Source organism: Herbaspirillum rhizosphaerae (genome assembly GCF_001189965.1).
GTDB lineage: Bacteria > Pseudomonadota > Gammaproteobacteria > Burkholderiales > Burkholderiaceae_D > Herbaspirillum > Herbaspirillum rhizosphaerae.
In genome coordinates this window covers 83651-96446 of sequence record NZ_LFLU01000011.1, presented here as the reverse complement: position 1 = coordinate 96446, position 12796 = coordinate 83651, and the positions used below count along the sequence as shown (strand labels likewise).

Annotated in this window: 9 protein-coding genes; 2 read left to right on the top strand and 7 right to left on the bottom strand. The window is 59.3% G+C overall.

The genetic code is table 11. From position 1 onward, the window contains the following. Nucleotides 1–46: 46 nt before the first annotated feature. From AKL25_RS15725 to AKL25_RS15700, 6 genes are all read right to left on the bottom strand, one after another. A complete protein-coding gene (locus tag AKL25_RS15725) occupies nt 47–2179 on the bottom strand; it encodes a glycerophosphodiester phosphodiesterase family protein (RefSeq protein ID WP_157050664.1) in 2133 nt (710 codons plus the stop codon). Next, nucleotides 2176–3288: a MauE/DoxX family redox-associated membrane protein gene (locus AKL25_RS15720; protein WP_157050663.1), complete on the bottom strand. Its 1113-nt coding sequence runs from the start codon at nt 3286–3288 to the stop codon at nt 2176–2178. The genes AKL25_RS15725 and AKL25_RS15720 overlap by 4 nt, the downstream gene beginning before the upstream one ends. A 100-nt stretch (nt 3289–3388) precedes the next feature. Beyond that, nucleotides 3389–3661, bottom strand: a complete 273-nt coding sequence (locus tag AKL25_RS15715; protein WP_050478639.1) for an urease subunit beta — start codon at nt 3659–3661, stop codon at nt 3389–3391. 40 nt (nt 3662–3701) lie between these two features. Then, a complete protein-coding gene (locus AKL25_RS15710; protein WP_050478638.1) occupies nt 3702–5339 on the bottom strand; it encodes an urease subunit alpha in 1638 nt (545 codons plus the stop codon). An 81-nt stretch (nt 5340–5420) separates the two neighbouring features. Further along, complete coding sequence (gene ureA, locus AKL25_RS15705; protein WP_050478701.1) at nt 5421–5723, bottom strand: urease subunit gamma; 303 nt, start codon at nt 5721–5723, stop codon at nt 5421–5423. A 791-nt stretch (nt 5724–6514) separates the two neighbouring features. Further along, nucleotides 6515–7279 carry a DUF1868 domain-containing protein gene (locus AKL25_RS15700; RefSeq protein WP_167541893.1) on the bottom strand — a complete coding sequence of 255 codons (765 nt, stop codon included), beginning with the start codon at nt 7277–7279 and terminating at the stop codon, nt 6515–6517. Between the two features lie 459 nt (nt 7280–7738). Here AKL25_RS15700 and AKL25_RS15695 point away from each other — a divergent pair, with 459 nt between their 5' ends. Further along, nucleotides 7739–8902: a porin gene (locus tag AKL25_RS15695; protein ID WP_050478636.1), complete on the top strand. Its 1164-nt coding sequence runs from the start codon at nt 7739–7741 to the stop codon at nt 8900–8902. A 226-nt stretch (nt 8903–9128) separates the two neighbouring features. Then, nucleotides 9129–10757: an acid phosphatase gene (gene acpA, locus AKL25_RS15685; protein ID WP_050478634.1), complete on the top strand. Its 1629-nt coding sequence runs from the start codon at nt 9129–9131 to the stop codon at nt 10755–10757. A gap of 227 nt (nt 10758–10984) precedes the next feature. On the opposite strand, the gene AKL25_RS15680 is transcribed toward acpA, so the two are convergent. After that, nucleotides 10985–12658 carry a Na+/H+ antiporter gene (locus AKL25_RS15680; RefSeq protein ID WP_050478633.1) on the bottom strand — a complete coding sequence of 558 codons (1674 nt, stop codon included), beginning with the start codon at nt 12656–12658 and terminating at the stop codon, nt 10985–10987. Nucleotides 12659–12796: the final 138 nt, after the last annotated feature.

The following is a 12796-nucleotide window of genomic DNA, read 5'->3' as shown; positions in this document are numbered from 1 at the left end:
CCCCGTCAACCGGGTCGCGAAGGCCTCAGTAGGGTGAACTGAACGCTTAGCGTGGATTGAACCAGCCTCCTAACAATCGGTTGATCACTCTAAGCCCACCGGTGAACGGATTCTTAAAGTACAGCGCCAAGAGTGACGGCGGTGAGCTTAAGCGGTTGCCGGGTATCGGGGGGAGCGGTGGGATAGGCCCAGGTCCGGGGCCGACGTGGCTCACGACGATGAACCATTTGTCATTGTCGCCGCTGCTAATGCTTCCCACCTTCAAGGTTTCCCATTCATTGGGGTTGACGTAATCGCTATACAGGACCCGCGCAGGATTGTTGCGCGTCCGGATGTGGCCGCCATTGTCCCAGTCCCAATGCGATGCGAGGGCGGTTTGCTGGCATTGGCTCGACGCAGCGGCAGCCCATCGAGCGTCGCTCCCGGAGTCGCTATACAGGCAATGACTCATGGTCCGGTTCCAGATTTGCATCCATCCTTCCGCCGCAACGGCAGGGGCGGTAACCAGGCGTGTGACAAATGTTGTCTGCTCGGCCGGCCAGAGGGAGGCGTCGCAGCGGCCCACCCAGGCGCTCGACGCGTTGCCCCAGATGCAGAGCGTATTGCCGGCGGCATCGGTTTGCCAGGATCTGATTTGCACGCTGGGACGCGCCGGACGATCATAATATCGGTATGCCCAGGCAAGCGCTGAGTTCATCCTGCGGTCGGGGGCGATGAGCACCGGCATGGCAATCTTGTCGAGATTTCCTCTGATGTCGTAGAAGCGATCGATGGAATCGGTGTCGTCTGCGGTAAACAGGTTGACGCCGATGGCACTGTGCCATTCGAGGATCATCCGGTAGTCGGCGCCTTCGATGAACTCCGGGTCGTTGGAGAGGCGGTCATCGGCCCAGTAGCAGCAGCGGGAATCGTTGTTGTAGTAACCGACGTCGGCGCGCATGGTCTTGAGGAGTCCGCCGGAGGAGGGCGGCGTCAGGTTGGGGACGCCGAATTCGGTGTACTCGTCTCGCCAGAACAGGTAGTCAGGGATGGCGGCGAAAATCCCGAGGGCTTTTTTGTACCATTTGACGATAGCGGCAAGCTCGGCGACGGAACCGGGTTGGGTGTTGCATGGATGCAGTGCCGGCATGTTCGCTGCGCAGCCCGGCATGGAACTGAATGCGGTGCCGCTGACAGGGACAAGGTAATCGCCGAGGACCGGGTGCGTCTGATCTCGCACATTGAGGAAATTGATGGAGTCTTTGATCACGATCTCGACGGCGACCGGCGTCACGATCGGCCGGCTGGTGCCGTTGTCGCGGACGGCGGCGGACCACCATCCGACGGCTTTCGCGGCTTGCGTGCTGTAGTCGGCCGTGTAGGGGCGCGCGCCGCCAGTCGGCACAGGCGGCTGAGGCACGGTGCCGGCGGGGAGATCGTTGATTCTCTTGATCCCGAACGGCGCCAGATAGGGGTTGGCGAGGACGCCGAGGATAGGGATGACTCCGGCTGCTGCCAGGGCGTTGGAGAGATCGACCGGCCTCGGGAACAGATGGAAGTTGTATTTCAGGATGACGCGGTTAAACAGGTCCGAGCCGGGATTGGCGTCGTCGACGTCCTTGATCACCCGTGCGGTGTCGATCACGTACTTGCGGTTGGCGACATCGTCCCCCGACATTTTGATGTCGAGATAGATCAGGGACTGATATCCCCCGCGCACATAGTCGGTCAGGAGCTGATTCAGCGTATGGACGCCGGGATAATTGGGATCGCCTCGTCCAAGCGGCTGTCGCGTAAAGACGTTGAGCACCTTGTAGGCCTGCAGTTGCGCCACCGTCAACTGCGTGAGCGGGGTGTTGTCCCGACCGATATTGCTCGGATCCCAGAAGTGCGGCGCGTAGCGGTCCACCAGCATCTTGCCGATGTTGGTGTCGTGGAAAACGACGGCGGCGTCTTTCTGGTCGCCTCCCGACGGCACCTGAGCGAAGCGCACGTCGGTCTCGATGGCGGCCCGGCAATTCTGGTAGGAGCGATGGAAGGCTTCCAGCGTGTTTTCACCGAAAGCTGCGGAGAAATCGCCGCGATGTCGCGCAGTGATCACTTTGTCGGCGTTTCCTAATTGCAGCAGCTGCTGCAGTTGCACCGTATACGATGGGCAGGCTAAGCGGGGTGAGGAATGTGAAGCGGGCGTAGTGCTCATGATTTTCCTTCGCTCGTTGCGTAGATGTAGGATGGATGAAGCGGTCGACGATGCGTGTCGGGGGTGGGAACCGCTGCACGGATGAGTCCGGTCATGAATGCGGCGATCTCATCCGGCCCGGCAATGGGGCCGGCCAGAACGACGCCTTCGTGACCGAGCAGCACCATGCTGGGCGACACCACAATGGAGAGTTTTTCCGCCGCGGAAAGGCCGCCGTAACAGGTGAAATGAGCGACCTCGGGATGCGCCGCCATGAACTCCGCGCGCGGGCTCTGGCTGACGGCCATGACTTCGATCTTGCCCCGCAGCAGGGTTTCCCACAGCGGCATCAGGGGCATGATTTCTGCGCAGGCGTCGCACCCCGACTGAATGAAGAACACCAGGCGGTCTTCTTTCTTGTTCAGCTTGTCGAGGTAGACGATGTCTCCCGCGCGCGACACAAGCTCGATGGGAGGAAGCCGCATGCCCTCCGTGCGGGCGCGCGCATGCTCAAGACTTGAGGGCGGTGGCAGTATCGGCGACCATGACTGCGAAGCCTGGTCCGCATGCTCCGCAACGGGCGCAGCACCGATCGCGGAGGGAGCCGTCAATCCTGGCCGTCGCAACCAGCTCCAGCCGAGGGCCGCGGCGAGGCACAATACCAGCAGCAACCAGGCCAGGTCATCGGCGCGCATGGACAGGACTTGCGCGGGCACGCCGGGGTAGCCGAAGGCGCCCATGAGGACCAGCACGACAGCCGCCGTGACGAGCACGCCATTGCGTGCCACCGTGCGCCCCGAGACAGGTTCCCGGCGGAGGCTGCCGAAGCAGTTGCAGGCAATCTCTTCCGGCGCGCGCCACGCCCACACCACGATCGCCAGGTAAGCGAGCGTGACCGCAAGCGTGGCGACGCCGACGGCGAGAAACCAGCCGCCGCCGGCAAGCACAAGCGCTGCAGCGAGTACAAAGTCCCCCAGCGGGATCAGTCCTGCGACCGTCTTGTTCTTCAGCCATCCGGGCAGCGGCAGGCGGCGGAGAAAGGACAGGGTTTCCGCGCCGTCCGCGGACTTGAGTATTCCGGACGTGGCGAATACCGCCGCGACCAGAATCGGCATTAACACTAGTAGCATCGTCAACTCGCAATGTTAGCGCCGGCCGGGGTTTCCACCTTCGGCGCGGCTTTGTTCTGCTGCGGACTGCCTCCCATCGATCATCCGATGGGAGACTTTGTCAAGGGCGCCTGCCTGAGAAAGGAACCAGCGTCACATCGCGGCTCTGCCCCGGCTCGAACCGGACAGAGGAGCCGGACGCAATGTCCAGGCGGAAGCCGCGGGCGAGATCCCTGTTGAAAGAAAGGGCCGGATTTGTCTCGAGGAAGTGATAGTGGCTGCCCACCTGGATGGGCCGGTCTCCGGTGTTCACAACCGTGAGGTTGACGGGTTGCCGGCCCTGGTTGAGTTCGATGTCGCCGGTGATGGTGGTGTCGTATTCGCCTGGAATCATGATATTGCGTCCTCCTGAAAGTGTGGATGGGGGTGTCGGTTCAGAGGGTATACAACTGCGCCAACGGAACAAGGTCCGCGGGCCCGCCGGTCAGCAGCTCGCCCTCTGCCATGACCTGAAACGTCTCCGGGTCGACCGCGATCCGGGGAGTTGTGCCGTTGTGCACCATGTCCGCCTTGCGCAGGCCACGCACCCTGTTCACCTCGATACTGGTCGGTCTGTGGCGGAAAGCGTCGGAGGGGAGGCGATTCTCGCCGGCGGTGAAGATCAGGCTCTGGTCCGTGGAAAGGATGGCCGAGTCGCGGTCCACCACGGCGACTCCGCCCTTGATGACCAGCTCCGGGGCGACCCCGAAACGCGCCCGATCCCATAGCACCAGATCCGCCAGCTTGCCGACTTCCACCGACCCGACCTGCCGGCTGACGCCATAGGCGATCGCGGGATTGATCGTATATTTCGCGATGTAGCGCCTGATGCGTGCGTTATCCGACTGCGGGTTGTCCCCCGGAAGGGCGCCGCGTTGGGCCTTCATCTTGTGGGCTGTTTGCCATACCCGGGTCGCCATCGTCGCGTTCGCCTCCGGAACGACGGACGTCGCGCTGAAGATGGAAATAGCGCCCAGATCATGCAAAATATCTGCCGCCGTGATCACATCCCTTAACACCATCGACTCCGCCACCGCCACGTCTTCCGGAATCGCCTTGTCGAGATTGTTGGCCCTGACGACTGCATCGAGCAATCCATCGATAGTGTCCTTGGTGTGAGGATGCGCCGCGATACTGGTGGTGGGGAGGCAATTCGGCAATCCCGCCAGTTTCACCACGTCCGGGCTATGGCCGCCTTCAACCCCGTCAATGTCAACGGCAATGACCGTGCGACCTTTGAACGCTGCGATAGTGTCATCAACGTAGGCGGACTCATTCAATGTATCCGAAGCGATCACAACCGGCAGGCCGTAGTCGTCGGCCACGCTCAGACAAGCGTCGATCGCGGCAGGTGTAGAACCGCGATTGTCGTGCACCACGAACCCGGCGGCGATACCGTTCGTGATCTGCTCTATGAGCGCCGCAGGCTGCGACACGTTGCCGACGCCGAGGACAAGGAAATTCAAGGGCCAGGCATCCAGCGAGTCGAGCAGCCGCAATCCTGCCCAGGCGCCGGGCGTGGAGCTGGTGACGCGGGTCGCCGTGAGCGGCCCGGAGCCGCCGCCGATCACCGTTGTGACGCCGGAGGCGGACATGGCCCCCAGGATGTTGGGAGACGAGATCGGTACATTCGAGGCCACCGTTCCCGCCGTCACCACCTTGCCGCTTGCATCGATGATCTGGGTGCCGGGGCCGACAATCAGGCTGACCCCGGGCTGCATATCCGGATTGCCGGCCTTGCCGATGCCGGAAATATTGCCGCCGGTGATGCCGATATCCGCCTTGAACACGCCGGTGTGGTCGATCACCACCGCATTGATAATGACCGTGTCGCATGCTCCTTGTGCCTGCGAGAGCTGGGATTGCCCCATCCCGTCACGGATCGCTTTTCCCATGCCGAAGGTGAGCTCTTCGCCATAGGTCGTAAAGTCGCGTTCAATTTGCGCCCACAGGTTGGTATCGCCCAGGCGGAAACGATCTCCTGTGGTCGGACCAAACATATTGCGATACTTGTCACGAGTAATCTTTGTCATGTTGACTCCATTTTTTTTGACGAAATATTCAAAAAACAGGGCTGGGCGCCCCTGCACACCATCGAACCGGATGCTTGCCTGTCATCGAATCGGATTCCAGACCGTGACAGGATGCAGACCCGTTGGAAAACTTCCGACGGTGGTGATGGGGGTCAGCATGTCGGCAACGCCTTCCATGACCTGATCACGCGTCAGAACTCCCGCGCTGGCGGCCATCAACTCCGCCACCGACCTGCCGTCCCTGGCGCCCTCGTGAATGAAATCCCGGATGAGCGCTTCCGCTTCCACCAGGTTCAACTTGACGCCACGTTCCAGTCTTTTTCTGGCGATGATCGCCGCCAGCGCCGTGTCCATGAAAGCCTGACCATACCCAATATCGCTCATGTAAATACCCTCCGAAGGAATAACTGAAAACGAAACCCGCAACACACCGTCGACCATTTTCAACAGCAGAAACAGACGCACATGCCAGGTGCGAGCAGACCGAAACCAAATTAAATTACTGCATCACCGGCGATTAATACCTACCGGAAATTCGAAAAGGAACTCATTGTAGATTCGCTCTTTGAACTAGATTCATGCCTTTTGAAAAATCCGTAAAAACCAAAATTAATTCGATATTCATGGTCGAAATATGTACTCGTCTATTTTCGAATTAGACAATCCAGCACAAGCGATACCAGGCGATATAGTCGGTGTTTTCAGATTCGGGGAAGGGGCTTGTGAGCGGCCACCAGACTGGGTTTTGTGAGGATTTTGCGGCGTATCGCGATGGTCGGGTTAATGATGAATCGATGCCGCTTCTGCTCGACATATTGCGATGATGGCAATCTGTTTTTTTCTTGTAACAATCATCGATGCCGTTGCATAAGTCGCGATCAAGGCAGTGTTTTTTTGTTGAAGATCGATCAAGCGATAGTAGAACGCATCTCAAGCCTGTTGATGAAATGAGTTCTAGTTGTTTTTTAATTGCAGAGATGAATTCCGCGATTCGGGATGAAGGAGGCAGCTGACATGTCCCCGCCAGTTTGTTGCGCAGCTTGGTGTGTGATCAAGCGCTTCCTCCGATCGCCTGATCGCAACCCGTTTATGGTTGCGGCCGTCGGCTCGCTCAGTCAGATTTGTTTTTTATTTTCGGCTACTGACGTGAGCGCTTGCCGACCGCCCGGGAGAGTTTAAGTCTTGCCGAAAACAACGACGGGATTGAATTGATACATGTCTTCAAAGGCGCAGAATGCCGGCGTGTTGAAGCTGATTTTTCCGGCGGCCTGATCCATCTCTGTCAGCCATTTCTTATAGTATTTTTCGAACATGGCGTAAGCATCCGCGGACATGGGTTTTACCCGATAACCCATCGAGGTATGGAAGACGTAGGTGTCGTGATTCGGCGCCCGTATGCCGCTGACCTGCGATAGCTGGTTGCGGAATGAACGCAGCATCTCGGCGTCTTCGGAGGAATAGGGCAGCAGCGGAATGATGAATGCGGATTGCGATCCCGGCTTGTGCTCTTTGGGCAGCGACAAAGGACGATTGTGATCGATCTTCATGTTCACCTTCTGGGGGAAAGACAAGCGCGCCGATTTGAGGATCGCCGTCAGTTTTTTCGTGCATTCGTCGACAGACGCATCGAGAGGAACGGAGGAGGGCCAGAGTCCCGGCGTCCTGTCTTGCTGGTTCGCCATTTCAAACAAGGTCATGTGATAAGAATCGGGCGGCAAACACGTGATGCTTCCGCCGAAATGACGCTGCAATTCGACCTGTACTCGCAACATGGTCAAGAATAAAGCGCTGGTTTTTTCCGTGTCATAGACGACGGTATTGCCGCCGAACGGTCTGACGACGCCGTTCTCATCAAATTTCTTGAGAGGGGCGCCGGTCTCCGCCGCCACACCCGGCAGGTAGTGGCTTGCGCCCAATGTCCCGAGGGCGGCCATTTTCATAAAGCTGCGTTTCTTCATCGTTCATCTCCTGTTGATTGATTTTCACATCACGGATGTGGCGACGATCGCACAACACGCTTTGTTTTCCTGCGCTCATCCGCGACGTGACGAGTGTAGGAGGCGTGCTGCCGATTCCGTGCGGCGCTCATCAAATAGAGATGAAATGTCCGTTTTGTTTCAGACGCAGAAGCGATGAACCGACTACACAGGTAGAAGTTTTTTAGGTGATAAAAATTGAAGCATTCAGCACGTCGTGATTGGTGCATCGTCGGCTTCGCGAAACTACAAAACTACATCGTGACGTGTCGCTATTTATCGAACTTCAGCTAGAGACTCCGCACGCTTCTCCTCGCTATTCTCGCTCGCACTGAACTGGCCGGTTTCAGCGATGTTGCGACATGTTGATGAGCATGGTTTCACCCACGGGCAATCGCCCTACCGAAACGAGGAGAACGCGCAATGAAACTTACAAGAGCACAGTCGTCAATCATGACTATCGCCATGGCTGTCTGTAGCGGCCATGTTTATGCCCAATCCAATGTGACGATGTATGGCCGCATCAATGTCGGCATGGTGAATTACAGCGGCTACGGCGCAGGCCAGGGCTCCATCACGCGACAGAATAATTTGTCGAGCCGTCTGGGATTCAAAGGAACCGAGGACCTCGGCGGAGGATTGAATGCACTCTTCATGATCGAGTCCGGTTTTAATCCGGATACCGGCGCCGGCGGTCTGGGAAACCGGGAAACGACCATCGGTTTGCAGGGGCCGTTCGGGCGCGTCAAAATCGGCTTCATGCTGACCGCACTGGATGATCTGCATTCCATTGCGGGACCTGGTTACCTGACCAATGTCACGAACGACAATATCAATGGTTTCTGGGCCAACGGATTCAGCAACATGTTCACCGACAATGCCGGCATCGACTCGCCAACCGATAACTGCGCCAGCACGATTCCCGGCAATCTGAATGCCTCCAACCGGTTTTCTTTCGATAACCGTTACGGCAACTCGATTCGTTATGACACGCCGTCGATGGGCGGCTTCAGTTTCGCTACGCACGCGGGCTTGACGGAACTGACGGGGTGCAATTCTTACGCCTGGTCGAATGCATTGAAATATAAAACCGAGGACGTACAGGTCGCGCTGGCCTATAACCTGCATCACAACTTGCGCGGCAGGGGACTCAACGATCATATCGTCATGCTGGCGGGCGGTTACAAGATCGGCACCCAGGGATATATCGGCGCCTACTACCAGACGCTGCTCTACAGCAATCCCGGCAAACGCAATTTGAAACAGGACGGCTTCGGCATAGTCGGGCGTCGCTACATCGGTCCGCATACCATCGAACTGGGTTGGTATCACGCCGGGCAGGGCAAGGGTGATCAGACGCCGGTTTATTCCGGCATCAGCACCGGCGACGGCTCTCAATCCAATCTGTTTATTCTGGGATACCGCTATGCGTTGTCAAAACGTACCGAACTTTGGTCGCAGCTGGCGCAACTCCGCAACGGCCGCAACGCCCAATACGATCTTGGCGGGGCGCATTACACTTCAGGCGACGCCCTGCAAGGACGCAATTTGCGTGCCTTGGCCCTGGGCATCAAGCACGATTTCTGACACCGGTGCTGACCGGACGCAGCGCCGGTCAGCCGATTTTCGTCATCCCTCATCGGCCTGTCGCCCGTACAATAGGGCCTGCGCTTGAAGACGCCGGAAGCAATCAAAAAATGACAAGATCGCTGGATGCAGCGATCTTGTCATTTTGTGGTTATATTTACCGGCTAGCATAGTAGCCGTCCTCATTCCCATTCGTCCCCTGCGGTTCAAGAAAAAGAGAATAGCCATGCCCCTCCAATGTAGCCAGTCTTTCAGACAGCCAATCCGCCTCTCCCTGATGGCCGCCGCCATCGCCGTCGGCCTTTCCGCCTGCAGCGGCGGGGCCAACCTTGCCGGTAACGATACGGCCGTCCGCAGCATCGACACCGTCGTTGTCATTTACGCCGAGAACCGCGGCTTCGACACCTTGTACGGCTTGTTCCCGGGCGCCAACGGCATTCCTGGTGTGAACCCGTCTGCCAAAGGCGCTTATGTGCCGCAAGTCGATGTCGACGGCGCCGTGTTGCCGGTGCTGCCGCCAACCTGGGGCGGCGTGACTGCGCCGGGACAAACCAAGGTGATGACGCAGGCGCAATCGGCCGGCATGCCGAACAAGCCGTTCCAGATCGACGGCAAGGATGGCATGAATATCGGCGGCGACATCGTCACGCGCGACCTGGTCCATCGTTTCTATAACAACCAGATGCAGATCAACGGCGGCAAGAACGACAAGTTCGCCACGTACTCCGACGCCGGCGGTTTGTCCATGGGTTACTACGACGGCAGCAGCATGGCGATGTGGAAACTGGCGAAAGAATACACGCTGGCCGACAACTTTTTCATGGGCTCCTTCGGCGGTTCCTTCCAGAATCACCAATACCTGATCTGCGCCTGCACGCCGCAATATGCGAACGCCGAGAAGTCGCCGGCCAGGGGCGGCATCTCCAAGATCGACGTCGACGCCAACGGCAATTTCGTGCGCCTGACCCCGGCTTCCGGTTCGCCGAAGTCGACGCTCGACGGCGCGCAGAAATACGCCAACGACGGCACGTTGACGCCGCCTGACGCCAACGGCATGTCGTATGCCATCAACACCATGCAGCCGCCTTACCAACCGAGCAACGTCGCATCGGCCGCGAGCGACAGCGCCAGGCTGTATGCCGATCCGAACAGCGCATCGACCTTGCCGCCGCAAACGCAAAAGAACATCGGCGACCTGCTGAGCGACAAGGGCGTGAGCTGGGCCTGGTACGCCGGCGCATGGAATGCGACGACGAAGGCAGCGCAGACCGACCGCAAATTCCCGTCGCCGACGCCGAACTTCCAGTTCCATCACCAGCCGTTCAACTACTTCGCCAACATGGATCCGGTGAAGAACGCCGCCTACCGCGCCGAGCATCTGAAGGACTTCGACAGCAGCTTCCTGCAAGACGCCGCTGCGGGCAAGTTGCCGGCCGTGTCGTTCTACAAGCCGCAAGGCAACCTGAACCAGCACGCCGGTTACGCCGACGTTGCATCGGGCGATGCGCACATCGCCGACGTGGTTAACAAGCTGCGCCAAAGCCCGCAATGGGGCCACATGCTGATCGTCGTGACCTATGACGAAAACGGCGGCTTCTGGGATCACGCCGCACCGCCGAAGGCCGACAAATGGGGCCCGGGCACACGTATCCCGGCCATCATCGTGTCGCCGTATGCGAAGAAGGGCTATGTCGACGACAGTCTGTATGACACCAGCTCGGTGCTGCGCTTCATCACGCGCCGCTGGTCGCTGCCGGTGCTCGACGGCATCACGCTGCGCGACAAGGCGATCCAGTCCAACGGCGGCAAGCCGATCGGCGATCTCAGCAATGCTTTGGTGTCGCAAGCCAATTGAGTTGAGCCGAGTTTGCTGCGTTAAATAAAAACGGCGTCATGCGATGTGCATGACGCCGTTTTTGTTTTGCGGGTTCTATCATCTTCTGCCGCTTGTTCTAACCTATGTCGTCCCAGCGAACGCGGGACCCGGTGTCGTCGCGCAGAGTCCGCGTTTCAATCCGCCGTCTCTATACGCCGCTGGGTCCTGACTTTCGTCAGGACGACAGAGATGCAGTTGGACGAGGATCAATGCGCCGCATTCAGCGAGCCCATCAGCCAGGTTTCCGCCAGGTCGATCTGATTGATCAACGCGATGAAGGTCTCGTCATTGATCTGCTGTTCGGCACGCAGGTGGTGTACTTCACGGCGTTCGGCACGGATTGCTTCCAACCGCAGTTCGCGCTCGAAGTGTTTGAAGCGATTGGCGACGCGATGGGTTTCTTCGGTGCCGCTTTCGGCGTCCATGCGCATGCGATAGGTCGCCAGCAGGCTGCCGCTGACTTCGGTGAGCAGGGCCAGGTCGTCCTGATCCATGCCTGCGCCCATGCGCTCCTGCGCTTCTTCAATGCTGCGCACCGCCGCCTCGGAGACGCGCAGGCGGGCCATCATTTCTTCGTTGCGGCGACGTTCGTTGTCGGCGTCGAGCTTGAGACCTTTCAGCAGCCATGGCAGTAAAAAGCTGCCGCCCAGCAGCGAGCAGACGATCACGCCCGTGGCCAGAAAGATCAGCAGGTCGCGTGCCGGGAAGGCATGGCCGTTGGGCATCATCAGCGGGATCGACATCACGCCCGCCAGTGTGATCGCGCCCCGCACGCCGGCCAGCGAGGTGATGCTGATCAGCCGCACGTCGAAATAGCGTTGTTTCGCGCGCTGGCCGCGTACGGCGGCAGAGAAGCGGCGCAGACGCAGGTTGAACCACACCCAGACGAAGCGTAGCGTAATCAGCGCCGCCGTGATGGCGACGATGTAGGCAAACAGATGCCACACCGGCACATTGCCGGCCACCTTGGCGTCGAGATGCGCCAGGCTGACGATCCCCGGCAACTGCAGGCCCAGCAGGATGAACGACATGCCGTTGAAGACGAACTCCAGCATGGTCAGGATGCTCTGGCTCTGCATGCGCGTGGCGGCCGATTCGGCGCCGGCGGTGTCGATATACGGCATCAGCATGCCGGCGGCGACTGCGGACAGGATGCCGGACAAGCCGAAGTGTTCGGCGAAGATGTAGGCAGTGAAGGGGATCAGCAGCAACAGCACGACCTGGATGCCGGGTTCGTCGCCGCTCCATTCGATGATCTTGCGGCGAACCAGGCCGAAACCCCATGCCACGATCAGACCGACGGCGATGCCGCCGATGGAAATCAGCGTGAAGCTGATGCTGGCGTCCAGCAGCGAGAAGGTGCCCGACAATACGGCGATGATGGCGAACTTGAAGGCGACCAGGCCGGACGCATCGTTCATCAAGGCTTCGCCTTCCAGCACGTGCTGCATGGTCGGCGGCAGGCGCCCCTTGCCGATGATGGACGCCACGGCCACCGCATCGGTCGGCGACAGCACTGCCGCCAGCGCAAACGCGGACGGCAGCGAAATCACCGGAATCATCCAGTGGATGAAGTAGCCCACGCCAAGCACCGTGAACAGCACCAGTCCCAGCGCCAGCGCCAGGATGGGTTGCGCCAACCGGAAAAATTCGCGCTTGGGCATGCGCCAGCCGTCGGTGAACAGCAGCGGCGGAATGAACAGCAGCAGGAACAATTCGGGATCGAAGCTGATGCGCAGGCCGAACAGCGGCAGCGCCAGTACTGCGCCCAGGCCGATCTGGAACAGCGGTAGCGGCAGTTTGAAAGGGACCAGACGCGCCGCCACGCCGGAGACGGCAACGGCCAGCAGCAGGATCAGAACGGTAAAGACAATTTCCATCGGAGAGAAAGCAGAAGAATCATGCAGGGGTGGATGCGGAGGTCATGGCGATGGCTCATGCAGACCTGACAAGTGGTAAGTATAGAGCCTGGGCGGGCTCCGGCAGCAAAAACGGATCAGGCATAGAATCATCGTTCC

Excerpts from the sequence above, each read along its gene's own strand:
- AKL25_RS15695 (WP_050478636.1), top strand. The coding sequence starts at position 7,739 with ATGAAACTTACAAGAGCACAGTCGTCAATCATGACTATCGCCATGGCT.
- acpA (WP_050478634.1), top strand. The coding sequence starts at position 9,129 with ATGCCCCTCCAATGTAGCCAGTCTTTCAGACAGCCAATCCGCCTCTCC.
- AKL25_RS15715 (WP_050478639.1), bottom strand. The coding sequence starts at position 3,661 with ATGATTCCAGGCGAATACGACACCACCATCACCGGCGACATCGAACTC.
- AKL25_RS15710 (WP_050478638.1), bottom strand. The coding sequence starts at position 5,339 with ATGACAAAGATTACTCGTGACAAGTATCGCAATATGTTTGGTCCGACC.
- AKL25_RS15720 (WP_157050663.1), bottom strand. The coding sequence starts at position 3,288 with ATGCTACTAGTGTTAATGCCGATTCTGGTCGCGGCGGTATTCGCCACG.
- AKL25_RS15680 (WP_050478633.1), bottom strand. The coding sequence starts at position 12,658 with ATGGAAATTGTCTTTACCGTTCTGATCCTGCTGCTGGCCGTTGCCGTC.
- ureA (WP_050478701.1), bottom strand. The coding sequence starts at position 5,723 with ATGAGCGATATTGGGTATGGTCAGGCTTTCATGGACACGGCGCTGGCG.
- AKL25_RS15725 (WP_157050664.1), bottom strand. The coding sequence starts at position 2,179 with ATGAGCACTACGCCCGCTTCACATTCCTCACCCCGCTTAGCCTGCCCA.
- AKL25_RS15700 (WP_167541893.1), bottom strand. The coding sequence starts at position 7,279 with ATGAAAATGGCCGCCCTCGGGACATTGGGCGCAAGCCACTACCTGCCG.